Source organism: Pseudomonas sp. FP2309, assembly GCF_030687575.1.
In the GTDB taxonomy this organism is placed as follows: domain Bacteria; phylum Pseudomonadota; class Gammaproteobacteria; order Pseudomonadales; family Pseudomonadaceae; genus Aquipseudomonas.
Window position 1 is genome coordinate 3,976,714 of the sequence record NZ_CP117439.1, and the last position, 23,392, is coordinate 4,000,105.

A 23,392-nucleotide genomic window follows, 5' to 3' on the forward strand; every position below is an offset into this window, starting at 1 on the left:
GCTGTTTGAATTTCAAAGTGGCCACCTAGAAAGGGAACAGCGGGCTGAGGAAGAAACGGTCGAGCCAACCGGGCTGACTCGCATCAGCAAAAGCACCGGTACCGGAATAGGTAATGCGTGCATCGGCAATCCGCGTGGAAGGCACGGTGTTGTCCGTGGAAATATCATCGGCGCGGACCATACCGGCAATGCGCACCAATTCGTCACCGGTGTTGAGGGTCATCCACTTCTCACCGCGCACGGCAATGATGCCATTGGGCAATACGTCAGCGACCGTCACGGTGATCGAGCCGGTCAGGCTGTTGCCCTGCCCCGCCGCACTCTTGCCGTCGGTAGCGCGGCTGCCGCTGTAGCCGGCGTTCAAGGTCAGGTCACCGTCGCTCAACGGGTTATTGACGTTGGGCACGGCGCCAAACAGCGAACTCAAACCAAGGCTGGCGGTGCTGTTCTTGCCCACCTGGGAGTTGGCATTCTTGCTGGCCTGGGTGCGTTCGTTCAGGGTGATGGTGATGATGTCACCGACCCGGAATGCCTTGCGGTCGCTGTACAGGTTCTGTTCGAAACCGGCCTGGTAGATCGAGCCATTGTTGGCTGCCGCCGGCAACGGCGTGCGCGGCAACACCGGGGCGTAGTACGGGTCATTGGGTTTTGGCGTCGGGGCGACACAGCCCGCGAGCACGGCAATCCCACTCAATGCCAGAACGGAAACATAGCGATTCATGACCCTAACCTCACGGTGTTGCAGGCGCCGTCAGCGGCGCCCCATAGACTTGATTACAGATTCTGCGTTACGAACGAAAGCATCTGGTCGGCGGTGGAGATCACCTTGGAGTTCATCTCGTAGGCGCGCTGAGTGGTGATCATGTTGACCATCTCTTCAACGGTGCTCACGTTGGACGTTTCCAGGGTGCTTTGCAGTGTGGTGCCGAAGCCGTTCAGGCCAGGGGTGCCGATTTGCGGCGCGCCGCTGGAGGCGGTTTCCAGGAACAGGTTGTTACCCACCGCCTGCAGGCCGGCCGGGTTGATGAAGTCGGCGGTTTGCAGGTTGCCGATCACTTGCGAAGCCGGGTTGCCGGCCACGGTGATGGACACGGTGCCATCGTTGCCGACAGTGAAGGTCTGAGCGTTGTTGGGCACGACGATCGCTGGCTCCAGGGCAAAGCCATTGGCGGTCACGATCTGGCCGTTGGCGTCCAAGTGAAACGTGCCGTCACGGGTGTAGGACGTGGTGCCGTCCGGTTGCAGGATCTGGAAGAACCCTTTGCCGTTGATGGCCATGTCCAGGGGCTGACCGGTTTGCTGCAGGTTACCGGCGTTGAAGTTCTTCTGGGTGCCGACGATCTGCACACCGGTACCCAATTGCAGGCCCGACGGCAGCTCGCTGTCCTGGGTCGATTGGGCGCCAGGCTGGCGTTTGATCTGATAGAGCAGGTCCTGGAACTCGGCACGGTCACGTTTGAAGCCCGTGGTCGAGACGTTGGCCAGGTTGTTGGAAATGGTGGTCAGGTTGGTGTCCTGGGCAGACAGACCTGTTTTGGCAACCCATAGAGCCGGAAGCATGCTGTTCTCCTTCGTGCGCCTGTTTGTTGGCGCCGTACTCAAAAATTGATTAGTGGGCTTGTCAGCTCATCTGCATGACGCGAGTCATGGCCTGATCATCTTCTTTAGCGCTGTTCATCATCTTGATGTGCAGCTCGAACTGCTTGGAAAGCGCCAGCACTGCCGTCATCTCTTCAACGGCATTGACGTTGCTCGCCTGCAGGAAGCCCGAGGTCAGCTTGACGTTCGCCTCGGCTACCGCCGGCTGGCCATCCTTGGTACGGATGGTGCCGTCCAAGCCTTTATTCATGTTTCTGAGGTCGGGCTGCACCAGCTTGATCCGGTCCACTTCGGCCATCACGCGCGGGCCTTCGCCCATGGCGCGGATGCTGATGGTGCCGTCAGCGCCGATTTCGATCTTCTGCTGAGGCGGCACCGCAATCGGGCCACCGTTGCCCATGATCGGCATGCCGTTGCCGGCGCGCAGCACGCCCAATGCATCGACGTTCATGCTGGCACTGCGCACGTAGGCCTCGCCGCCGTCCGGGGTCTGCACGGCCATCCAGCCGTCACCGTTAACCGCCACGTCCAGGTCACGACCGGTCTCGATCATCGCGCCAGGCGTGAAGTCGGTGGCTGGGCGTTCGGTCATGGCAAAGGCGCGCGCCGGAAAGCTGTCACCGAACACCGGCATCGAACGCGCCTGTTCCAGGTCACGTTGAAAACCGTTGGTGGAAATGTTCGCCAAGTTGTTGGCATGGGCCTTCTGCGCCAGTGCATTCTGGCTGGCGCCGGTCATTGCCACATAAAGGTACTTGTCCACACTCTTTCCTCTTTCTGACGCAGGCTTGCCGCCCACCGCTGTACTGATGAGGCTTAAGCAATTTGCGAACCAACTTTCAAAAAGAGGACCAAGTGCAGACAGGACGGGGGTTTGGCGGCGGGGCTCGAGTTTGCAAGTGTTGCACAGAGTCGAAAAAACGGCGGACTACTGCCGCCTGCGGCAAGCCCCGGTCTCACCGGCGACAAAGATCCACTGCGGGAGCGGCTTCGCGCAGATGAGAGGCTGGCCTTGGTGAGCCGTTTTGTTGTGCTGAGCAGGCTTGCCCTGCGCCGGGCTGCGCAGCTGCCCTCTTGACGCCTATTTACCACCCTTGAGAATTTCATAATCGCGCAATTTATTGGCGATCGTCGTGTGCGACACCCCCAGCCGCTTGCCCAACTGGCGACTGCTCGGGTGCTCGGCGTACAAATTCTCCAGTACCGCCTTCTCGAAGCGCCCCACAATCGTCTCCAGCCCCCCCTCCAGGGAAAAATCGCCAAGGGGCTGACGCACGCCGTAATCCGGCAAGCGAATATGCTCGGCCTTGACGGTCCCGCCTTCACACAAAGAGACGGCCTGGAACAGCACGTTCTCCAACTGCCGTACGTTGCCCGGCCAGTGATAGTGACTGAGCCGCTCCATCGCCGCCGGTGCCAGCCTGGGCAGCGGGCAGCCGATCTGCCGACTGGCCTGATCGAGAAAATGCTCGACCAGCGGCGCCAGCCCATCCAGGCATTCGCGCAGCGGCGGAATATGCAGGGACAGCACGTTGAGCCGGTGATAAAGGTCCTGGCGGAACTCGCCACGGGCGCAGAGTTCGGACAAATCCACCTGGGTGGCGCAGATCACGCGCACATCCAGATAGACCTCTTCATCACTGCCCACCCGGCGGAAACAACCGTCCTGCAGAAAGCGCAGCAATTTCGCCTGCAGGCGCGCACTCATTTCCCCCACGCCGTCGAGAAACAACGTACCGCCCGACGTCAGCTCCAATAGCCCCAACTTGCCTTCGGCCCGCGCACCTTCGAATGCGCCGGGGCCATAGCCGAACAATTCGGTCTCGGCCATCGATTCCGGCAAACCGGCGCAGTTGAGCGCCATCAGCGGCGATTGCCCACGCGGGCTGGCCAAGTGGCAGGCGCGCGCCAGCAGTTCTTTGCCGGTGCCGGTTTCACCCTCTATTAATAGAGGCGCATCCAGCGGCGCCATGCGCCGCGCTTCACGCACTACCGCCGCCATGACTTTGGAGCTTTGGAAGATGCTGTCAAAGCCGCGCAACTCCTGCTTACGCACGTTGTAAATGCGCTCACCCACGCGGTCGGCGCGGTGCAGGGTCAGCACCGCGCCGGCCATGGCCTCGCTGTCATCGTGCTCGGACGATTGCAGGGGAGCGATATCCGCCAGGAACACGTCGCCCTTGACCTTGACCCGCAAGCCGTTGATCCGCGACTTGCTGGCGCGCACCAACTCCGGCAAGTCAAAATCCTCGGCGTAACGCGACAGCGGAATGCCCGGCACCTCGTCGACCCGCACGCCGAGCAACTGCGCGGCCGCACGGTTGGCGGCGACGATCGACCCGCCCATGTCGATCGACAGCACCGGAAACTCCAGCGCGCCGAGCAAAGCGTTGAGCTCCATATGCCGACGCTCGCTGGGCATAAGCCCTACCCGCTTCACACCGAACACACCGGCGATGGCCTCGAACTGCGGGCGCAGCGCCTGGAACTGCATGTTCACCAGGTTCGGGCAGAACAGGTAAATGGCATTGCCATGCTCCCCGCCGACCTCACCCTTGGCGACGTTGACGCCGTACTCCACCAGCAGGTTAAGAATGTCCCGCAGGATGCCGATGCGGTTCTGGCAGTGCACTTTGATACGCATGAAAAGGCCCGAAAAGGTGGGTAGGCGCCGCGTCTTTTTGTCGCTGAGCGCAGATAGTCGTCAAGATTATGTGACAGGTTGTGTGCTTTTCCCAGCCCGATACAGCGACCAAGCGCGTATACGTAACGAATACTTTACGAATAGCCGCGCATTTTCCTACGCCAGCACGTTCCAGACCGATGGAATCCCACCATCAACGGGGTATCAATACAGGCACAGCAGGACATAACAAGAACGAATGCCTAGCAGGAGAGCCGTATGAAGCAGACGCAGTACGTGGCCCGCGAGCCCGATGCGCAAGGTTTTATCCACTATTCGCCTGAAGAACACGCGGTGTGGAACACCCTGATCACGCGCCAACTGAAAGTGATCGAAGGCCGCGCCTGCCAGGAATACCTGGACGGCATCGACAAACTAGGGCTGCCCCTGGACCGTATTCCGCAATTGGGCGAGATCAACACGGTGTTGGCCGAGACAACCGGCTGGCAAGTGGCCCGTGTGCCCGCGCTGATTCCCTTCCAGACCTTCTTCGAATTGCTCGCCAGCAAGCAGTTTCCGGTGGCGACGTTTATTCGCACCCGCGAAGAACTGGACTACCTGCAGGAGCCGGATATTTTCCACGAGATCTTTGGCCACTGCCCGCTGCTGACCAACCCCTGGTTCGCCGAATTCACCCACACCTACGGCAAGCTCGGCCTTGCCGCGACCAAGGAACAGCGCGTGTACCTGGCGCGCCTGTATTGGATGACGATCGAGTTCGGCCTGGTGGACACGCCCGCTGGCCGACGCATCTACGGTGGCGGGATTCTGTCGTCGCCCAAAGAGACGGTGTACAGCCTGTCGTCCGAACCCCGGCACCAGGCGTTCGACCCACTGGAAGCGATGCGCACGCCTTATCGGATCGACATCCTGCAACCGCTCTATTTCGTGCTGCCCGAGCTCAAGCGCCTGTTCGACGTGGCCCAGGAAGACATCATGGGCATGGTCGAACGCGGTATGCAGCTGGGTCTGCATGCGCCGCTCTTCCCCCCAAAGGCAGTCCCGCCCAAACCAGAGGCTGCGTGAACCTGAGGTTTTGCGGCCAGGTGAGTCTTTTCCCTGGCCCTGCGTTGCTTTAGGGTAACCCCCACTGATCTTCACTCATTCGAATTCAGGACACCCCCATGACCACCTTGAACCAAGCCCACTGCGAAGCCTGCCGCGCCGACGCCCCGCAAGTCAGCGATGAAGAACTGCCGGTGCTGATCAAGCAGATCCCCGACTGGAACATCGAAGTGCGCGACGGCGTGATGCAGCTGGAAAAGGTTTTCCTGTTCAAGAACTTCAAGTTCGCCCTGGCCTTTACCAACGCCGTGGGTGAGATCTCCGAAGCCGAAGGCCATCACCCAGGCCTGCTCACCGAATGGGGCAAAGTCACCGTGACCTGGTGGAGCCACTCGATCAAAGGCCTGCACCGCAACGACTTCATCATGGCCGCGCGCACCGACGAAGTGGCCAAGAGCGCCGAGGGCCGCAAGTAATGCATTTCGATGCCATTGGCCGCGTGCCCGGCGATCCGATCCTCGGGCTGATGGACCTGTACGCCAACGATACCCACCCGAACAAGTTCGACCTGGGGGTGGGTGTGTATAAGGACGATCAGGGCCTGACGCCGATTCCGCAGGCGGTAAAACTGGCGGAGCAGCGCCTGGTCGACACCCAGACCACCAAGACCTACATCGGTGGGCATGGCAATGCGGCCTTCGGCGCGCGGATCAGCGAACTCGTACTCGGTGCCGATTCGGCCCTGCTTCACGCACGGCGTGCCGGCGCCACGCAAACCCCTGGCGGTACCGGCGCCCTACGCCTGAGCGCCGACTTTATCGCCCACAGCCTGCCGGGCCGTGGCGTGTGGCTGAGCAACCCGACCTGGCCGATCCACGAAAGCATCTTTGCCAAAGCCGGGCTCAAGGTCTGCCACTACCCCTACGTAGGCGCCGACAACCGCCTGGATGTGGCGGCGATGCTGGCCACCCTGGCCAGCGTGCCAGAGGGCGACGTGGTGCTGCTGCATGCCTGCTGCCACAACCCCACCGGTTTCGACTTATCCCAGGATGACTGGCATCAAGTGCTGCAGATCGTGCGCGAGCGCCATCTGCTGCCATTGATCGACTTTGCCTACCAAGGCTTTGGCGATGGCCTGGAGCAGGATGCCTGGGCGGTGCGCCTGTTTGCCGCCGAACTGCCGGAAGTGTTGATCACCAGTTCCTGCTCGAAGAACTTCGGCCTGTACAGCGACCGGGTCGGCGCCTTGATCGTGTGTGCCGCCGACGCGGAAAAACTCACCGATGTGCGCAGCCAATTGGCGAATATCGCGCGCAATCTGTGGTCGACGCCACCGGATCACGGCGCCGCTGTGGTGGCAACCATCCTCGGTGACACGCAGCTCAAAGCGCTGTGGAGTGGCGAAGTCGAAGCCATGCGTTCGCGCATCGCCCAATTGCGTGCAGGGTTGGTCGAAGCGTTGGCGCCCCATGGGTTGGCCGAGCGGTTTGCCCATATCGGCGCGCAGCGTGGGATGTTTTCCTACACGGGTTTGAGTGCCGAGCAGGTCAAGCAGCTGCGCGAGAAGCACAGCGTGTACATGGTCAGTTCCGGGCGGGCCAACGTGGCCGGCGCTGATGCGACGCGGTTGGCGCTGCTGGCAGAAGCAATCGCGGACGTCTCGCGCGCCAACTGACAGGACACGCACTCAAATGTGGGAGCTGGCGCGCTTCCACATTTACCCTGAGCAGGGCTTTCAGCTTGCGACCACCTGCGCTTTCAACTGCGCCTCTTTGGCCTGCGCATCCGCCAACCGATACAACTCGATCTGCCCATCCCAGTGCTCGATCAACGCGGTGCACGACTCCACCCAATCCCCGCAGTTAAGGTAGTCCACCTCGCCGACTTTGCGGATCTCCGCATGGTGAATATGCCCGCACACCACACCATGTAATTCGCGCTTGGTCACTTCGTGGGCAATGGCTTCTTCAAAATCGCTGATGAAACTCACGGCCGTCTTGACCTTGTGCTTCAAATACGCCGACAACGACCAGTAGCCATAGCCGTACCGGGCGCGCCAGTGGTTCAACCAGCGGTTCAACGTGAGGGTGAACTCGTAGGCCGAATCGCCGAGAAATGCCAGCCAGCGGTGATAGCGGGTGATCACATCGAACTGGTCGCCGTGGATCACCAGCAGGTGGCGGCCGTCGGCGGTCACGTGCACCGCCTCGTCCACCAGTTGGATATTGCCCAGGATCAGCTTGGAGTAGCGACGCAGAAACTCGTCATGGTTGCCGGTGACGTAGATCACCTCAGTGCCGCGCTTGGCCATGGTCAGCAGCCGGCGGATCACGTTGGTGTGGGCCTGGGGCCAATACATGCCGCCGCGCATTTTCCAACCGTCGATGATATCGCCCACCAGATACACCTTGTCGGCGTGGTAACCCTTGAGGAACTGCGACAAGTGTTCAGCCTGGCAATCCCGGGTGCCCAAATGCACATCGGAAATCCACAGGGTTCGCACGCGTTGCTTGCGGCTGGGCTTGGTCAACTCGGCACTGGTCATGGGCATCACTCGACGCTGTTTTGACGAGCTTGCGCCCTGGCGATTAATAGCCCATGACAGCCGTGCGTCAGTCTGATGACAGCGCCCATCAATCGCCAAGCGTTGTAGACTGGCGCCCTGCGACCCAGGAGACCGCGATGAGCCCGACCCTCACGCTACGCCACTACCTCGAAGCGCCCATCGCCCATAGCCATGACCATGCGCAATTGGTGTTCGGCCTGTCCGGCCATCTCGACCTGGAAGTCGAGGGCCACGCCAGCCAGGTGCGTGAAAGCAGCGTGATGGTCCTGCCTTTTTCCGCTCATCACGCCTGCGGCAGCCGCGATGGCAGCCGCTGCCTGGTGCTGGACGTACCCACCGAACACTGGCTGCTGCAATCGCTGGGTGATCACGCCGATGCCAGCCGCCGCCTGCTCGAACAACCCGCGCGCCTGGCTCTGGATGCCCGGCAGCACCAATTAGTGCAATGGCTGGCCCACAGCCCGGTGAACGACCCGTTGATCGTGCAGCAAGGTGCGGTGCTGTTGCTGGCCAGCCTCAATCAGGCGCTGGCGCAACCGCAGCCAGGCCGACGCCTGCCCTATGCCGCGTTCGATGCGCATATCCAACGGCACGTCGCGCACCCCTTGCAGGTGGCCGACCTGGCGCGCATCGCCGAGCTCTCGGTGGCGCGCCTGCATGCGCGTTTTGTCGCCGAATGCGGGCAAACACCCATGGACTACATTCGCAGCCGTCGCCTGCATAAGGCCTTGAACCTGTTGCGCGACACCTCGCTGCCGGTTGGCGAAATCGCCGAACGCGTCGGTTACACCTCGCAAAGTGCATTTGCCGCCGCCATGCTGCGCGAGTTCGGGGCGTCTCCGGGAGCCCTGCGGCGGTCTGGATAGCGAGAGTCTGGCGCTAAACATCGCGAGCCTCGCAACAGACGCCTGCCCCGCCACCCTCTAGACTGCGAAGCTGTCACCCCGTTGGTTCAAGGATCGCAATGACTCCCCGCTCAGCCCTCGGCGCCCTGCATATCGGCGCGTTAATGTTTGGCCTTACCGGCGTACTCGGCAAGCTGGCCGCCGCCTCACCGTCGATCATCGTATTTGGCCGCGCCGTGTTTGCCGTCCTGGCCCTGGCGATTTTCGCGCGATTCGCCAGCAACACGGCGTGGAAGCCACTCGAACGTCGCGACTGGCGCCGCCTGCTGGTGAGCGGCCTGCTACTGGCCGCGCATTGGGTGACATTCTTCATGGCGGTCAAGGTGGCCGGCGTTGCGGTTGCCACCCTGGGGTTCACAGCGTTTCCGGCGTTTACCGTGATCCTTGAAGGGCTGATTTTTCGCGAACGCATCCGCGCCAATGAAATCGTGCTGGTGGTGCTGGTCAGCATCGGGCTGGTGTTGGTGACCCCCGACTTCGACCTTGCCAGCCAAGCCACCGGTGGCCTGCTCTGGGGCATCGCCTCGGGCCTGTTGTTCTCGCTGCTGTCGCTGAACAACCGTGCCAGCTCCGGGCGGATTCCGGCGGTGCAGGCAGCGTTGTGCCAGAACGTGGTGGTCGCGCTGTGTCTGCTGCCAGTGGCGGCGCCGGGTTTGACCGAGGTACGCGCGCTGGACTGGCTGTGGATCGGTCTGCTCGGGGTGTTCTGTACCGGGCTGGCCCATAGCCTGTTTGTTGCCAGCCTCGCGGTGATCAAGGCGCGCACCGCCTCGGTGGTGTTTGCCATGGAGCCGGTGTACGGCATCACGGCGGCCTGGCTGCTGTTTGCCGAAACCCCGACCCTGCGCATGCTGCTGGGCGGCGTGCTGATCATCGCCGCCATCGTGCTCTCAGGGCTGATGGGCAGCGCCAGCCAAGCCAAGCAGCCCGCTGCAACGGCCTGATCTATACTCCGAACATCCGCAACAGTCTGCCGTCGTTCAACGGATAACCGACCGCTCGACGACAGCCATGACGCTTGAAGTTGCTGCACGCGAGGGTCACTCCATAAACGCGATGCAAGGGCTTGATCATGGAAATGCTCATCAACGTATTGGTTCAGATCATCAGCGGCACCATCGGCGGCAACCTCGCCGGCATGACCAAACAGAGCCTGGGCGCCGGGCTCAATACCCTGCTGGGCGGTATCGGCGGGCTGGTCCTGGGTCAACTCGTCTCGGTCATGGCCGGTAGTCCGGGCGCTGAAGCGCTGGATGTGGCGACGGTCGGCAGCAATGTGGTCGGCGGCGGCTTAGGCGGCCTGGTGTTGACGTGGGTCGTGGGGTTGATCAAAAGCAAGATGGCCGAGAAATAGCAACGTACCGCCCGGTCACCGTCCGCCCGCGGCGGTGGCCGTCACGCTGTACGGTCGTTGTGCCCGAGGTCGCGTTGCGGGTCGATCTGATCGCGCACGCGCTGCTTGAGCACCTTGGCTTCCGGGAAACCACCGTCCAGCTTGCGCTCCCAGATCTGCACGCCATTGCACGTGATGCGAAACGCACCGCCGGTCGCCGGCTCCAGCGACACTTTGCCCAGGTCATCGGCAAAGGTGCTCAACAACTCCTGGGCCAGCCACGCTGCGCGCAACAGCCACTGGCACTGGGTGCAATAGGTGATGACAATCTCGGGTTTGCTCGCGGACATAATTTGACTGGCTCCAGGCATAACGAGGGAGGAGAAACGGGTGGCTATAATACCGGCCTTTATCGCCCAGCCTCGAGATTCATGATGCGCCGCCTGTTGTCCTGTCTGTTCCTGTGCCTCCTCCCTTTACTTGCCGATGCCGTCGAGCCGCCACGCCCTAAAATCGGCCTGGTACTGTCCGGCGGCGCCGCCCGTGGGCTGGCGCATATCGGCGTACTCAAGGCGCTGGAGGAACAGGGTATCCATATCGACGCCATCGCCGGCACCAGCATGGGCGCCGTGATTGGCGGGCTGTATGCCTCGGGCTACAAGATCGATGAGCTGGAGAAACTGGCGCTGAGTATCGACTGGCAGCAGGCCTTGTCCGACGCGCCGCCGCGCGAAGACGTGCCATTTCGGCGCAAGCAGGATGACCGCGATTTCCTGGTCAAACAGAAGCTGAGCTTTCGTGATGACGGCAGCCTGGGCCTGCCGCTGGGGGTGATTCAGGGGCAGAACCTGGCGCTGCTGCTGGAAAGCATGTTCGCCCACAGCAGTAACACGCGGAATTTCGACAAGCTGCCGATCCCCTTCCGCGCCGTGGCCACCGACATCACCACCGGCGAAAAAGTGGTGTTCAGCAAAGGCCACCTGCCCCAGGTGATCCGCGCCAGCATGTCGATCCCCGCCGTGTTCGCCCCGGTGGAGCTGGACGGCCGGCTGCTGGTGGATGGCGGCATGACCGACAACATCCCCCTGGACGTGGCGCGGGAGATGGGGGTGGATATCGCCATCGTGGTGGACATCGGCACCCCGCTGCGCTCGCGCAAGCAACTGGCAACCGTGGTGGACGTGCTTAACCAGTCCATTACCCTGATGACCCGGCGCAATTCCGAAGAACAGCTCAAGGCCCTGAACCCCAAAGACGTACTGATCCAACCGCCCCTGGCCGCCTACGGCGTGACCGACTTCGGCCGCGCCAAAGACATGATCGACGCTGGCTACCGTGCCACCCGCGCCCTCGACCTGCGCCTGGCGCATTTACGCCCCGCCGAACCCATCGACCCGACCCTGGTGGCTGCACGCACGCCGGGCGAACGAACCCCAGTGATCACCGCAATCAAGCTGGAAAACGACTCGAAAGTCAGCGACGACGTGATCCGCTACTACATTCGCCAGCCATTGGGCGAACCCTTGGAACTGGGTCGCCTGCAGACCGACATGGGCACGCTGTACGGCCTGGACTACTTCGAGCAGGTGCAATACCGCGTGGTGAAAAAGGGCCAGGAAAACACCCTGGTGATCAGCGCGCGCGGCAAGCGCAGTGGTACTGACTACCTGCGCCTGGGCCTGAACCTGTCGGACGACATGCGTGGCGACAGCGCCTTCAACCTCGGCGCGAGCTACCGCATGAACGGCATCAACCGCCTTGGCGCCGAATGGCTGACGCGCGTACAGATCGGCGACCGGCAGGAGCTGTACAGCGAGTTCTACCAACCGATGGACGCCGGTTCACGTTACTTCGTCGCACCTTACCTCAGCGCCCAGGCGCAGAACGTTGAGCTGATCCTGGACAACGACCCCATCTCCGAATACCGCCTGGAACGCTACGGATTCGGCCTGAACGTAGGACGCCAAATCGGCAACAGTGGCGAGATCCGCTTCGGCGTCGGCGAAGCCTGGGGCAAGGCGGATGTGCGCATTGGCGACCGCGACCTGCCGAGTGTGAGCTTCAGCGAAGGCTTCTATGAGCTCAAGTATTCCTTCGACACCCTGGACAACGTCTACTTCCCGCACACCGGCGAGGACATCGGCTTGGCTTTCCGCGAATTCGCACCAGGGCTGGGCTCGGACCAGCGCTATCGACAGTGGGAATTCAAGTTGGACAAGGCCATGAGCCACGGCCCGGACACGCTGGTGCTGGGCGGACGCTACGGGCGTACTCTGGACGATTCGGACGTGGTGATATCCAGCTTCCTGCTGGGCGGTGCGCGGCAGCTGTCGGGCTTCCGTCAGGATGCGATCTCGGGGCAGAACATCAGCCTGATGCGCGCGGTGTATTACCGCCGACTGACGCCGCGTTCGTACTTGCCGCTGGATTTCCCGCTGTACCTGGGCGCGTCCCTGGAGCGGGGCCGGGCTTGGAACAACGACAACGAATTCGACAGCGGCTATATCAATGCTGCGAGTATTTTCCTGGGCTTTGATACGCCGTTGGGACCGCTGAATTTCAGCTACGGGTTCAATGATGACAATCAGAGGGCGGTGTATCTGAATCTGGGGCAGACGTTCTGATAGAACATTACCCCTATAGCGGCGCGCAGGATTTTTGTGGTGAGCGGGTTTGCCCCGCGCTGGGGCGCGAAGCGGCCCTGAAAACCAGACGCAGCGGTTTATCTGGATAACTGCGGTAACGATGGTGGGGCTGCTTCGCAGCCCAACGCGGGGCAAGCACGCCCTGCCACTGCAAGCCCGCTCACCAAACCAGGTGCGCCAGGCATAAGCGCCGCCTAGGACTTTTCCAGATTCGCCAGAATGTGCCCATGCACCCGCATGCACACACGCAGGTCAGCCTCATCCACCCCCACGAACAGCTCATGGCGCAAGGCAGTGGCAATGGTTTCGATCTGCTCGATCAACGGGCGGGCGGTATCGCACAGCAGGATGCGTTTGGCACGACGGTCTTCTACCACGGCCTGGCGCTGTACCAGTCCCTGACCTTCGAGGCTGTCGAGCAAACGAGCCAGGGTCGGCCCTTCCACGCCAACGCTTTGAGCCAGCTCACGCTGAGTGGGCGCTTCTTCGAAACGGGCCAGGTGCAGCAGCACCAGCCAGCGCGCCTGGGACAAACCCAGACCCGCCAAACGGCGATCCAGCTCGGCGCGCCAACCACGGGACATTTGCGCCAACTGCATACCAAAGCGGTGTTGATCGGTTAACGGCATAAAAAACTCATGATTTAGACTGAAAATAAATTGTGGCTAATTATTAGCCAGCTAAGCATGAGCCATGTCAGTAGGCAAGAGTGGCTATGTACTGATTCGTTACATTGTCGTAATTGGCACACTAAATTTCGAATTCAGACTGCAAGGCGGCCCGTACACAGTACAAAACGCCTTCAGGAACGCGCCCGGTGAACAGCGGCGCGATCTCGGCCACGGGGGGCAATTCGCCTTCGCCATCCAGGAACGCGTCCTGGATCTCGCCGAGCAGATCTTCCGGCAAATCCAGGCCCTGCTCCAGCGACAACTGCTGATCGCCGATGGCTTCGGCGAGCAGGGTGTAGACGTTTTTCTCAGAGCATTGCAATTGGCCGGCGATCTGGATCGGGGTCATGCCGGCCCGTGCCAGACTGATCAGCTCGTGGCGGATATCGGCCACTTCCTTCGGCGCTTCGGCCTGGCCACCGAGCACTTCAAGGAACGCCTGACCATAACGCTCCAGCTTGCGCGCACCCACGCCACTGACCCGTGCCATTTCGGCCATGGTGGTGGGTTGCTCGCGCAGCATCTCCAACAACGTGGAGTCGGGGAAAATAACGTAAGGCGGCACGCTGTGTTCCTGGGCCAGTTTGCGGCGCAGCGTACGCAGGGCTTCCCACTGTTCGCGCTCCTCAAAGCGCACCAGTTGGCTGGCCTGGCTGGTGCTGCTCTTGGCGGTGGTCTGCGGCTTGAGGTCGCGGCGCAGTTCGAGGCTGACTTCCCCCTTGAGCAGCGGGCGGCAACTGTCGTTCAGGCGCAGGCCACCGAACCCTTCGATGTCGATGTCCACCAGGCCACGCGCGACCATCTGCCGGAACAACGAGCGCCACTCGCCTTCGGCACGGGCCTTGCCCACGCCGTAGACCGACAGTTTTTCGTGACCGAAGCTGCGGACCTTTTCGTTGTCCTTGCCCAGCAGCACATCCACCAGATGGCCTACGCCATAACGCTGGCCGGTGCGGTAGATGGTCGACAACGCCTGGCGTGCGGGCTCAGTGGCGTCCCAGGTCTGCACGCCATCGGTGCAGTTGTCGCAGTGACCGCAGGGCTGCGGCATGTCTTCGTCGAAATACGCCAGCAAGGTCTGACGGCGGCAACGGGTCTCTTCACACAACGAAAGCATGGCATCGAGCTTGTGTTGCTCCAGACGCTTGTGGCGCTCGTCACCTTCGGAGTTTTGCAGCATCTGCTTGAGCATCACCACGTCCTGCAGGCCGTAGACCATCCAGGCGTCCGCCGGCAGGCCATCACGGCCGGCACGACCGGTTTCCTGGTAGTACGCCTCGAGGGACTTGGGCAGATCCATATGGGCCACGAAACGCACGTTGGATTTGTCGATACCCATGCCGAAGGCGATGGTGGCTACCATGATCAGGCCTTCCTCGTTGAGGAAACGCTTCTGGTGCGCCGAGCGTGTTTCATTGGGCAAACCGGCGTGGTACGGCAGCGCCGGATAGCCCTGCTCGCAGAGAAACGCGGCCACTTCATCGACTTTCTTGCGTGACAGGCAATACACGATGCCCGCATCGCTGCGCCGCTCGGAGAGAAACGCGAGCAACTGCTTGCGCGGCTGCTCCTTGGGCACGATGCGATAGAAGATGTTCGGGCGGTCGAAGCTCGACAGGAAACGCTCGGCGTTCTGCAGGTGCAGGCGCTCGACGATTTCTTCACGGGTACGCTTGTCGGCGGTGGCGGTCAGGGCGATACGCGGCACATCGGGGAAGAGCTCGGCCAACTGGCCCAACTGCAGGTATTCGCGACGGAAATCGTGACCCCATTGTGAAACACAGTGGGCTTCATCGATGGCGAACAGGGCGATTTCCAGGCTCTGCAAAAACGCCAGCATGCGCGGCTGCACCAGACGTTCAGGGGCAAGGTAAAGCATCTTGACTTCGCCGCGCTTGATGCGTGCCGCCAAGTCGCGCTGCTGCTCGGCGCTGAGGGTGGAGTTCAACGAAGCGGCAGCGACGCCCAGTTCTTCCAGGGTCGCCACCTGGTCGTCCATCAACGCGATCAACGGCGACACCACCACGGCCAGCCCATTGCGCAGCAGCGCCGGCACCTGGAAGCACAACGACTTGCCGCCGCCGGTCGGCATCAATACGAGGGCATCGCCCCCCTTGGCCACGCGCTCAATGATCGCACCCTGGCGGCCACGAAAACTGTCGTAGCCGAAGATGTCCTTGAGGACGCGTTGAGCCTGCTCGAGCATGTAAAACTCCAAAAATAGTCCCGAAAACCCTCTGCACAGGCTGGCCGAAAAAATACGGCTTGACGGAAAATAATCCGTAAGCGAAGTTTTCGCGGACTGTCGCCGAACCTGCAAGGGCATCACAAAACGCGGCAGTATACCCGAGCGTTATCCGCCAAAGGGCGCCGTTGACGAATTGCTGCCCGTCTCAAAAACCTGGCAAATCTGCATGCCGACTGGCTTGGGCGCGCAAGAACGCCTAGAATTCAGCATCGTTTATTCCCAAGGTAGTCCTTCAATGTCCTTCGCTGAGCAACTAACCCGCCTGCAAGCCTTCCTCGACGCCGATGAGCTGCATGACGAGGCGCTGGACTACGTGGCCGCCCACGGCTACCTGACCGCCCTGTCGATCTGCGCCGAAGAAGTCCCTGATCGTGAATGGATCGATGCACTGTTCGCCGAAGAGCCGCATTACGCCGACGCCGCTCAGCGCGAAGAAATCGAATCCACCCTGCTCGCCCTCAAAGCCCACATCGGTCGCCAACTGGCCTCCGACGAGGAATTCGAACTGCCTTGCGAGCTGGACCTGGGTGAAGACCCGGACGACTCCGACCTGCGCGGCTGGTGCATCGGCTTCATGGAAGGCGTATTCCTGCGTGAAGCCGCCTGGTTCGAAACCGCCGAGGAAGAAGTCAGCGAAATGCTGCTGCCGATCATGGTCGGTTCGGGTCTGTTCGACGACCAGCCGGAATTCTCCGACATCGCCAGCGATGCCAACCTGATGGACGACATGATCGTGCAGATCCCGGAAGCCCTCACCGCGCTGTACCTGCTGTGCAACGCTCCTGACGAAAAACCGGCGATCCTCAAGCCACGTCACCACTGAGTCGTTTGCCCGTGACACCCATGGGCAACCGCTCGCCGCTCCTGCGCTACGGGCTGCTGGCCATCGGCTGGCTTAGCGTAGCGCTGGGGGTGATCGGCATTTTCCTCCCGGTGCTGCCGACCACACCCTTCCTCCTGCTTGCCGCCGCTTGCTTCGCCCGAAGCTCCCCGCGTTTCTACCAATGGCTGGTGGAACACCCGCGCCTGGGCCCCTGGATTCGTGACTATCTGGACGGCAATGGCATTCCGCTCAAGGGTAAGGTCTACTCCATTGGACTGATGTGGCTGAGCATCGGTTTTTCCTGCTACCTGGTCCCCCTGCCGTGGGCACGCGGGTTCATGCTGACCAGCGCGGTGCTGGTGACGATCTATATCCTGCGCCAGAAAACCCTGCCGCCTCGCTAGACAGCGACATCAAGTCGCGCTCAGACCATGGTCGACACTGACTAACCCCAAGCATCATGCGAGACTGTCCAACCGGGCCTGGAATGCCCAGGTGTTCTTATGCTCGGAGTTACCATGACGCTGTCCAGCGGGCTTATCGCCGCCGTTGCCCTGGCCTATATGGCCATTATGTTTGCCATCGCTTTTTACGGTGACCGCCGCCGCGCGCCATTGCCGCCGCGCATGCGTGCCTGGGTATATAGCCTGTCGCTGGCGGTGTATTGCACCAGTTGGACGTTCTTCGGCTCAGTAGGCCAGGCCGCAGAACAACTGTGGGCATTTTTACCGATCTACCTGGGACCCGTGCTGCTGCTGATGCTGGCCCCCTGGGTCCTGCAAAAAATGGTGTTGATCAGCAAGCAGGAAAACATCACCTCCATCGCCGACTTTATCGCCGCACGCTACGGCAAATCCCAGTCTTTGGCGGTGGTGGTCGCGCTGATCTGCCTGGTGGGCGTGCTGCCCTATATCGCTCTGCAACTCAAAGGCATCGTGCTGGGGGTGAACCTGCTGATCGGTGCCGGTGCCGACGCCACCGGCACGCGCGCCCAGGACACCGCCTTGATCGTGTCCCTGGTGCTGGCCTTGTTCACCATTGTGTTCGGTACACGCAACCTCGACGCCACCGAACACCACCGCGGCATGGTGCTCGCGATCGCGTTCGAATCCCTGGTCAAGCTGTTAGCGTTTCTCGCGGTCGGTGCGTTTGTGACCTACGGCCTGTACGACGGTTTCGGCGATCTGTTCAGCCAGGCGATGCTCGCGCCCCGGCTGGAAGAATATTGGAAAGAAACCGTCAATTGGCCATCGATGGTGGTGCAAACCGGCGTGGCAATGATGGCGATCATCTGCCTGCCTCGGCAGTTCCATGTCACGGTGGTGGAGAACATCGAGCCCCAGGACCTGCGCCTGGCCAAATGGGTATTCCCCGCCTACCTGATCCTCGCTGCGCTGTTTGTGGTGCCCATCGCCCTCGGCGGCAAAATGATGCTGCCCGCATCAGTGCTGCCGGACTCTTACGTCATCAGCCTGCCCATGGCCGAAGCCCACCCGGCGCTCGCCGTACTGGCGTTTATCGGCGGTGCCTCGGCCGCCACGGGCATGGTGATCGTGGCGAGCATCGCCCTGTCGACCATGGTCTCCAACGACATGCTGCTGCCGTGGTTGTTGCGTCGATCAAGCGCCGAGCGGCCGTTCGAAGTGTTCCGCCACTGGATGCTCTCGGTTCGCCGGGTCAGCATTGTCATTATTTTGCTGCTGGCCTATGTCAGTTACCGGCTGCTGGGGTCCAGCGCCAGCCTGGCGACCATCGGCCAGATTGCCTTTGCCGCAGTGACTCAACTCGCCCCCGCCATGCTCGGCGCGCTGTACTGGAAGCAGGCCAACCGGCGTGGTGTATTTGCCGGGCTGGCGGCCGGTACGTTCCTGTGGTTCTACACCTTGGTCCTACCGGTCACGGCGAAAAGCCTGGGCTGGTCCCTCAGCCTTTTCCCGGGGCTGACGTGGCTGCATTCACACCCACTCGGCCTGTCGGTGACCTCGCTGACGCTGGGCACAGTGTTTTCCCTGGCGGGTAACTTCACGCTGTTTGTGTGGGTGTCGATGCTGTCGCGCACCCGGGTGTCGGAACACTGGCAGGCCGGGCGCTTTATCGGTCAGGAAATCAGCCAGCGCGCCAATGCACGCACGATGCTGTCGGTACAGATCAGCGACCTGCTCAGCCTGGCCGCGCGCTTTGTCGGTGAAGAGCGCGCCCAACAGAGTTTTATCCGCTTCGCTTATCGCCAGGGCAAAGGCTTCAACCCTAACCAGAATGCCGACAACGATTGGATTGCCCACACCGAGCGCCTGCTGGCCGGCGTACTCGGTGCCTCGTCGACCCGCGCGGTGGTAAAAGCGGCGATCGAAGGCAGGGACATGCAGTTGGAAGACGTGGTGCGCATCGCCGACGAAGCGTCGGAAGTGCTGCAGTTCAACCGCGCGTTGCTGCAAGGCGCCATTGAGAACATCACCCAGGGCATCAGCGTAGTGGACCAGTCCCTCAAACTGGTGGCCTGGAACCGGCGCTACCTGGAACTGTTCAATTACCCCGAAGGACTGATCAGCGTAGGCCGGCCGATCGCCGATATCATCCGCTACAACGCCGAGCGCGGCCTCTGCGGCCCCGGCGAGGCCGAAGTGCACGTAGCGCGCCGCCTGCACTGGATGCGCCAAGGGCGCGCGCACACGTCAGAGCGCCTGTTTCCCAATGGCCGGGTGATTGAGCTGATTGGTAACCCGATGCCGGGCGGCGGTTTCGTCATGAGTTTCACCGACATCACCGCGTTCCGCGAAGCCGAGCAGGCCCTCACCGAGGCCAACGAAGGTCTTGAGCAACGGGTGACCGAGCGCACCCATGAACTGTCGCAGCTCAATGTGGCACTCACAGACGCCAAGGGCGTGGCCGAATCCGCCAGTCAATCGAAGACACGCTTCCTCGCGGCCGTCAGCCATGACCTGATGCAGCCGCTGAACGCCGCCCGCCTGTTCTCCGCCGCCCTCTCCCACCAGAACGAGGGACTGTCAGGCGAAGCCCGGCAACTGGTGCAGCATCTGGACAGTTCGCTGCGCTCGGCCGAAGACCTGATCAGCGACTTGCTGGATATCTCACGCCTGGAAAACGGCAAGATCAACCCGCAGCGCCAGCCCTTTGTGCTCAATGAACTGTTCGACACCCTGGGCGCCGAGTTCAAAGCGCTGGCCCAGGAGCAAGGCTTACGCTTCCGCCTGCGTGGCAGTCGCTTGCGGGTCGACAGCGATATCAAGCTGCTACGACGAATCCTGCAGAATTTTCTGACTAACGCTTTCCGTTATGCCGACGGCCCAGTCCTGCTTGGCGTACGCAGGCGCCGTGGCGAACTGTGCCTGGAAGTGTGGGACCGTGGCCCCGGTATCCCGCAGGACAAACAGAAGGTGATCTTCGAAGAGTTCAAGCGCCTGGACAGCCACCAGACCCGCGCCGAAAAAGGCCTGGGCCTGGGCCTGGCGATCGCCGACGGCCTGTGTCGCGTGCTGGGCCATCGCCTCAGCGTGCGCTCCTGGCCGGGCAAGGGCAGCGTGTTCAGCGTGCGCGTGCCGCTGGCGCGCAACCAGACCAGCCCGCAGATCAAAGCGCCCCAGGAAAATGGCGTGCCGTTGAGCGGCGCGCAGGTGCTGTGTGTGGATAACGAAGAAAGCATCCTGATCGGCATGCGCAGCCTGCTGACCCGCTGGGGCTGCGAGGTCTGGACCGCCACCGACCGGGCACAGTGTGCGGCCCTGCTGGCGCAAGGCGTACGGCCGCAATTGGCACTGGTGGATTACCATCTGGACCACGGCGAAACCGGCACTGAATTGATGGGCTGGCTGCGCACGCAACTGGCGGAGCCGATTCCCGGCGTGGTGATCAGTGCCGACGGCCGCCCGGAGATGGTGGCCGAGGTACACGCGGCGGGGTTGGATTACCTGGCGAAACCAGTGAAGCCGGCGGCGTTGCGGGCATTGCTCAGTCGGCATCTGCCGCTTTAATCAAGCCGCGTTTATTCAGGCAGATGGGCGACACCATCGGCATCGGTCATCGCCCGCTCCAGCAGGTCCGCGGGCAGGCTTTTACTGGCCCGCGCACCGAGCAGCCTGAGTTGCTCGGTACGGCTGACCAGATTGCCGCGGCCATCGGTCAGCTTGTTCCGCGCCGCGCTGTAAGCCTTATCCAACTGTTGCAGACGGTTACCCACCTCATCCAGATCCTGGATAAACAGCACGAACTTGTCGTACAGCCAACCGGCACGTTCGGCGATTTCCCGCGCGTTCTGGCTTTGGCGTTCCTGCTTCCACAGACTGTCGATCACCCGCAGCGTGGCAAGCAGTGTAGTGGGGCTGACGATCACGATATGACGGTCAAACGCTTCCTGAAACAGGTTCGGCTCAGCCTGCAATGCAGCGGAAAAAGCCGCTTCGATGGGCACGAACAACAGCACGAAATCCAGGCTGTGCAAGCCTTCCAGTTGCTTGTAGTCCTTGCCGGCCAAGCCTTTGACATGATTACGCAGCGACAGCACGTGCTGCTTCAACGCTGCCTGACCAATCACTTCGTCATCTGCTGCGACGTACTGTTGATAGGCGGTCAGGCTGACCTTGGAGTCCACCACCACCTGCTTGTCGCCGGGCAGCATGATCAGCACATCCGGCTGGAAGCGCTCGCCATCCGGGCCCTTGAGGCTGACTTGCGTCTGGTACTCACGGCCCTTTTCCAGACCGGCGTGCTCCAGCACCCGCTCGAGGATCAGTTCGCCCCAGTTGCCTTGGGTTTTCTGGCCCTTAAGGGCGCGGGTCAAGTTGGTGGCTTCGTCTGACAGGCGCAGGTTCAGTTGCTGCAGGCGTTCAAGCTCCTTGGCCAGGGAAAAACGCTCGCGGGCTTCGTTCTGATAACTTTCTTCCACACGTTTTTCGAACGACTGGATGCGCTCCTTCAGCGGATCAAGCAACTGGCCCAGGCGCTCCTGGCTGGTTTCGGCAAAGCGTTGTTCGCGCTCGTCAAAGATCTTGCCGGCCAGTTCGGCGAACTGCGCACGCAGCTCATCGCGCGAGCCTTGCAGGTCGGCGAGGCGTTGCTGGTGGCTTTCTTGCTGCTCACGCAGTTCAGCACGCAGCGCGGCAGCCAGCGCGTCGAGACGGCGCAATTCGGTTTCTTTGGCGCTGCGGTCAAGGTTCCAGGCGTGGGCGGCGTCGCGGGCGTTGTCGCGATCGATCTGCAGCAGCTCGACCTCGCGGCGCACGGCGGCCAGGTCGGCTTGCTTGGCGGCATTGGCCTGGCTCAGGTCGCTGATTTCATCGCGGCTGGCGTCCAGCTGCGCGGCAAGCCCCTCCTGGGCCAGTTGCGCGATGGCCAGGCGCTCTTCAAGCAGTTCCCAGCCGGTGGTGCGCGCGGTCAGTCGCCGTTGGAGCTGCCAGCACAGTGCCAATAACGGCACTGCCGCACCAGCAAGGCCCAGGGCGATACCTGTCCAGTCAAAAGCCATAGCCATTTCTGCCATCACCGAAAAGGAGCAAGGTTAACCAAGCATAGGGCCGGAGGACAGCTCAGTCTTCGACCTGACCCAGTTCACGCTGAGCACGGCGGTCGCCGGCACGGGCGGCCAAACGCAACAGGTCGTGGCCGATGCGGCGGTCGCGGGCATTGCCGCATTCACGGCACATCAACTGGCCCAGGCGGCTTTGCGCGGCAACCACGCCTTCACGGGCCGGTTGTTTGAGCAAGCGCCCGGCGAAGTGTTTGACGTTGGTGCTATGGCCCAGGCGCGGGCTGTCGAGCAACCACAGCGCAATCTTCAAGGAGAAGCGCTTGGGTGCGGTAACAGTCGGCGGGGTATCGGTAACAGGAGGTGATACTGAGCGAAACTTCATAAAGCACTGTGGGACAGAACGGAAGGCGCGCCACTCTACTCTTTTTTTCGTACAGGTAAAGCTGAAAAAACCGTGCACGCCCGTCCTAGAGCAAGCGCTCGGGACAATCCACAGAAGCTGTGGATAACTCAGTGGACAACCCGCCTTTAACTCTCGCAAACGCCCATGGAACGGGGCCCGCAGTCAAACTGACGATTTTTTCACCAATTAAAAAAAGGCAGATTTTTCATTGACTTAAATTTTCATTGCAGGCAAATGGCGCACCGGCCACGCACCTGACAGCCTGGTTACACACTTCGCAACTAATGTGCACAAGTCATGCGCCATTGGTTATATAACCGGCTTTTTTTGAAGCAAAGGGCTTCAAAAATGTTACCGCCACGTCCCACCGGGGACTTTTCAAACCTCAAAAGGCTCGCCACACTGCCACACCGACAGTGCGACAACGGAAGGGTCGATGAAAGGAATTCTATTATTTGCCGGGTTGTTACTGGTGATCTGTGCCATCTCCCTGGGTATCAATGCGGTGCTGCCCTCCCCGGATGGCGCGTTGTTTGCCATCGCCATTCTGCTATCGGCCGCGTTCACGGCCGTGAGCCTGTGCATTGAGCTGGGTGAAGGCCGCATCAATGACATGGGCGATGTGATGAAAGTCATCGAGACCGGTCGGTCCCTGCGCCTGACGCTCGCCGCTTACGGGCTGGGCTGTTCGCTGGCGGCAGCGGCCACCGTGCTGGTTTATCGAGGCTTGCTGGAAGGCTAATTGAAGTTTTTTGATACTCGCTCTTCCCTTGCCTGTTTCAATCCGTTACTATCCGCGGCGTTAGTACCAAGCTGAAAGTCAATTCTGGTCGAACAACTCCCCTGAACAACACGGGATCGACCACCTCGATGGTTTCCAGGTATCACTTGCGACGACACTGCCTTTGAACAAGCAAAGGGTGCCGCGAAGTTTAAATACTCTGACCGAACCAATCTGCAAATTGATCAGGATCTTCACCCTGGGCCCAGAACCTTTGCCCCTGTTGTGCTGCCTGCCCTCCTAAGTAC

Annotated in this window: 21 protein-coding genes; 11 read left to right on the top strand and 10 right to left on the bottom strand. The window is 61.5% G+C overall.

The features are described from left to right. Positions 1-25: 25 nt before the first annotated feature. From flgH to PSH59_RS18215, 4 genes are all read right to left on the bottom strand, one after another. On the bottom strand, positions 26-721 hold the full coding sequence (gene flgH / locus PSH59_RS18200) for a flagellar basal body L-ring protein FlgH (protein WP_065924947.1): 696 nt from the start codon (positions 719-721) through the stop codon (positions 26-28). Between the two features lie 53 nt (positions 722-774). Continuing rightward, on the bottom strand, positions 775-1,560 hold the full coding sequence (gene flgG, locus PSH59_RS18205; protein WP_248077947.1) for a flagellar basal-body rod protein FlgG: 786 nt from the start codon (positions 1,558-1,560) through the stop codon (positions 775-777). A gap of 61 nt (positions 1,561-1,621) precedes the next feature. Then, the gene (locus PSH59_RS18210) at positions 1,622-2,362 is read right to left on the bottom strand and encodes a flagellar basal body rod protein FlgF (RefSeq protein WP_248077949.1); all 741 of its coding nucleotides are present in this window, start codon (positions 2,360-2,362) and stop codon (positions 1,622-1,624) included. Between the two features lie 318 nt (positions 2,363-2,680). Then, positions 2,681-4,243 carry a sigma-54-dependent transcriptional regulator gene (locus PSH59_RS18215; RefSeq protein ID WP_305393357.1) on the bottom strand — a complete coding sequence of 521 codons (1,563 nt, stop codon included), beginning with the start codon at positions 4,241-4,243 and terminating at the stop codon, positions 2,681-2,683. Between the two features lie 258 nt (positions 4,244-4,501). Here PSH59_RS18215 and phhA point away from each other — a divergent pair, with 258 nt between their 5' ends. The 3 genes from phhA to PSH59_RS18230 all read left to right on the top strand — a co-directional run bounded on the left by phhA (position 4,502) and on the right by PSH59_RS18230 (position 6,962). Continuing rightward, the gene (gene phhA, locus PSH59_RS18220; protein ID WP_305393358.1) at positions 4,502-5,308 is read left to right on the top strand and encodes a phenylalanine 4-monooxygenase; all 807 of its coding nucleotides are present in this window, start codon (positions 4,502-4,504) and stop codon (positions 5,306-5,308) included. A gap of 98 nt (positions 5,309-5,406) precedes the next feature. Beyond that, positions 5,407-5,763: a 4a-hydroxytetrahydrobiopterin dehydratase gene (locus PSH59_RS18225; protein WP_213547755.1), complete on the top strand. Its 357-nt coding sequence runs from the start codon at positions 5,407-5,409 to the stop codon at positions 5,761-5,763. Beyond that, on the top strand, positions 5,763-6,962 hold the full coding sequence (locus tag PSH59_RS18230) for an amino acid aminotransferase (RefSeq protein ID WP_248077952.1): 1,200 nt from the start codon (positions 5,763-5,765) through the stop codon (positions 6,960-6,962). The genes PSH59_RS18225 and PSH59_RS18230 overlap by 1 nt, the downstream gene beginning before the upstream one ends. A gap of 60 nt (positions 6,963-7,022) precedes the next feature. Here the strand turns inward: PSH59_RS18230 and PSH59_RS18235 are convergent, their stop codons facing one another. Then, positions 7,023-7,832 carry a UDP-2,3-diacylglucosamine diphosphatase gene (locus PSH59_RS18235; protein ID WP_305393359.1) on the bottom strand — a complete coding sequence of 270 codons (810 nt, stop codon included), beginning with the start codon at positions 7,830-7,832 and terminating at the stop codon, positions 7,023-7,025. Positions 7,833-7,969: 137 nt separating this feature from the next. Between PSH59_RS18235 and PSH59_RS18240 the strand changes: the two genes are divergently transcribed. From PSH59_RS18240 to PSH59_RS18250, 3 genes are all read left to right on the top strand, one after another. Next, positions 7,970-8,719 carry an AraC family transcriptional regulator gene (locus tag PSH59_RS18240; protein WP_305393360.1) on the top strand — a complete coding sequence of 250 codons (750 nt, stop codon included), beginning with the start codon at positions 7,970-7,972 and terminating at the stop codon, positions 8,717-8,719. A 98-nt stretch (positions 8,720-8,817) separates the two neighbouring features. Then, complete coding sequence (locus PSH59_RS18245) at positions 8,818-9,702, top strand: DMT family transporter (RefSeq protein ID WP_248077955.1); 885 nt, start codon at positions 8,818-8,820, stop codon at positions 9,700-9,702. Between the two features lie 128 nt (positions 9,703-9,830). Further along, positions 9,831-10,112 carry a hypothetical protein gene (locus PSH59_RS18250; protein WP_305393361.1) on the top strand — a complete coding sequence of 94 codons (282 nt, stop codon included), beginning with the start codon at positions 9,831-9,833 and terminating at the stop codon, positions 10,110-10,112. Between the two features lie 41 nt (positions 10,113-10,153). Here the strand turns inward: PSH59_RS18250 and PSH59_RS18255 are convergent, their stop codons facing one another. Next, positions 10,154-10,441 carry a SelT/SelW/SelH family protein gene (locus PSH59_RS18255; protein ID WP_248077958.1) on the bottom strand — a complete coding sequence of 96 codons (288 nt, stop codon included), beginning with the start codon at positions 10,439-10,441 and terminating at the stop codon, positions 10,154-10,156. 84 nt (positions 10,442-10,525) lie between these two features. Here PSH59_RS18255 and PSH59_RS18260 point away from each other — a divergent pair, with 84 nt between their 5' ends. Further along, entirely contained in the window at positions 10,526-12,715 is a 2,190-nt protein-coding gene (locus tag PSH59_RS18260; RefSeq protein WP_248077960.1) for a patatin-like phospholipase family protein, read from the top strand. Between the two features lie 215 nt (positions 12,716-12,930). Here the strand turns inward: PSH59_RS18260 and PSH59_RS18265 are convergent, their stop codons facing one another. Both PSH59_RS18265 and recQ read right to left on the bottom strand, forming a co-directional pair. Further along, positions 12,931-13,365 carry a MarR family transcriptional regulator gene (locus tag PSH59_RS18265; protein ID WP_017527592.1) on the bottom strand — a complete coding sequence of 145 codons (435 nt, stop codon included), beginning with the start codon at positions 13,363-13,365 and terminating at the stop codon, positions 12,931-12,933. A gap of 121 nt (positions 13,366-13,486) precedes the next feature. Further along, the gene (recQ, locus tag PSH59_RS18270) at positions 13,487-15,613 is read right to left on the bottom strand and encodes a DNA helicase RecQ (RefSeq protein WP_248077963.1); all 2,127 of its coding nucleotides are present in this window, start codon (positions 15,611-15,613) and stop codon (positions 13,487-13,489) included. A gap of 277 nt (positions 15,614-15,890) precedes the next feature. Here recQ and PSH59_RS18275 point away from each other — a divergent pair, with 277 nt between their 5' ends. From PSH59_RS18275 to PSH59_RS18285, 3 genes are all read left to right on the top strand, one after another. Beyond that, positions 15,891-16,478, top strand: coding sequence for a YecA family protein (locus tag PSH59_RS18275; protein ID WP_248077965.1), 588 nt, complete (start codon positions 15,891-15,893; stop codon positions 16,476-16,478). 20 nt (positions 16,479-16,498) lie between these two features. Next, entirely contained in the window at positions 16,499-16,882 is a 384-nt protein-coding gene (locus tag PSH59_RS18280) for a YbaN family protein (RefSeq protein ID WP_305393362.1), read from the top strand. 114 nt (positions 16,883-16,996) lie between these two features. Next, a complete protein-coding gene (locus PSH59_RS18285; protein ID WP_248077967.1) occupies positions 16,997-20,467 on the top strand; it encodes a PAS domain-containing hybrid sensor histidine kinase/response regulator in 3,471 nt (1,156 codons plus the stop codon). Between the two features lie 11 nt (positions 20,468-20,478). On the opposite strand, the gene rmuC is transcribed toward PSH59_RS18285, so the two are convergent. Both rmuC and PSH59_RS18295 read right to left on the bottom strand, forming a co-directional pair. Further along, complete coding sequence (gene rmuC / locus PSH59_RS18290; RefSeq protein ID WP_305395313.1) at positions 20,479-21,843, bottom strand: DNA recombination protein RmuC; 1,365 nt, start codon at positions 21,841-21,843, stop codon at positions 20,479-20,481. A gap of 175 nt (positions 21,844-22,018) precedes the next feature. Further along, on the bottom strand, positions 22,019-22,342 hold the full coding sequence (locus tag PSH59_RS18295; RefSeq protein WP_248077968.1) for a sel1 repeat family protein: 324 nt from the start codon (positions 22,340-22,342) through the stop codon (positions 22,019-22,021). 457 nt (positions 22,343-22,799) lie between these two features. Between PSH59_RS18295 and PSH59_RS18300 the strand changes: the two genes are divergently transcribed. Beyond that, on the top strand, positions 22,800-23,105 hold the full coding sequence (locus PSH59_RS18300) for a hypothetical protein (RefSeq protein ID WP_305393363.1): 306 nt from the start codon (positions 22,800-22,802) through the stop codon (positions 23,103-23,105). The last annotated feature ends 287 nt before the right edge of the window (positions 23,106-23,392 follow it).

Bases quoted from the DNA above. Each gene is read 5' to 3' on its own strand.
- flgH (WP_065924947.1), bottom strand. From the start codon at position 721: ATGAATCGCTATGTTTCCGTTCTGGCATTGAGTGGGATTGCCGTGCTC.
- flgG (WP_248077947.1), bottom strand. From the start codon at position 1,560: ATGCTTCCGGCTCTATGGGTTGCCAAAACAGGTCTGTCTGCCCAGGAC.
- PSH59_RS18215 (WP_305393357.1), bottom strand. From the start codon at position 4,243: ATGCGTATCAAAGTGCACTGCCAGAACCGCATCGGCATCCTGCGGGAC.
- phhA (WP_305393358.1), top strand. From the start codon at position 4,502: ATGAAGCAGACGCAGTACGTGGCCCGCGAGCCCGATGCGCAAGGTTTT.
- PSH59_RS18225 (WP_213547755.1), top strand. From the start codon at position 5,407: ATGACCACCTTGAACCAAGCCCACTGCGAAGCCTGCCGCGCCGACGCC.
- PSH59_RS18230 (WP_248077952.1), top strand. From the start codon at position 5,763: ATGCATTTCGATGCCATTGGCCGCGTGCCCGGCGATCCGATCCTCGGG.
- PSH59_RS18235 (WP_305393359.1), bottom strand. From the start codon at position 7,832: ATGACCAGTGCCGAGTTGACCAAGCCCAGCCGCAAGCAACGCGTGCGA.
- PSH59_RS18240 (WP_305393360.1), top strand. From the start codon at position 7,970: ATGAGCCCGACCCTCACGCTACGCCACTACCTCGAAGCGCCCATCGCC.
- PSH59_RS18245 (WP_248077955.1), top strand. From the start codon at position 8,818: ATGACTCCCCGCTCAGCCCTCGGCGCCCTGCATATCGGCGCGTTAATG.
- PSH59_RS18250 (WP_305393361.1), top strand. From the start codon at position 9,831: ATGGAAATGCTCATCAACGTATTGGTTCAGATCATCAGCGGCACCATC.
- PSH59_RS18255 (WP_248077958.1), bottom strand. From the start codon at position 10,441: ATGTCCGCGAGCAAACCCGAGATTGTCATCACCTATTGCACCCAGTGC.
- PSH59_RS18260 (WP_248077960.1), top strand. From the start codon at position 10,526: ATGCGCCGCCTGTTGTCCTGTCTGTTCCTGTGCCTCCTCCCTTTACTT.
- PSH59_RS18265 (WP_017527592.1), bottom strand. From the start codon at position 13,365: ATGCCGTTAACCGATCAACACCGCTTTGGTATGCAGTTGGCGCAAATG.
- recQ (WP_248077963.1), bottom strand. From the start codon at position 15,613: ATGCTCGAGCAGGCTCAACGCGTCCTCAAGGACATCTTCGGCTACGAC.
- PSH59_RS18275 (WP_248077965.1), top strand. From the start codon at position 15,891: ATGTCCTTCGCTGAGCAACTAACCCGCCTGCAAGCCTTCCTCGACGCC.
- PSH59_RS18280 (WP_305393362.1), top strand. From the start codon at position 16,499: ATGGGCAACCGCTCGCCGCTCCTGCGCTACGGGCTGCTGGCCATCGGC.
- PSH59_RS18285 (WP_248077967.1), top strand. From the start codon at position 16,997: ATGACGCTGTCCAGCGGGCTTATCGCCGCCGTTGCCCTGGCCTATATG.
- PSH59_RS18295 (WP_248077968.1), bottom strand. From the start codon at position 22,342: ATGAAGTTTCGCTCAGTATCACCTCCTGTTACCGATACCCCGCCGACT.
- PSH59_RS18300 (WP_305393363.1), top strand. From the start codon at position 22,800: ATGAAAGGAATTCTATTATTTGCCGGGTTGTTACTGGTGATCTGTGCC.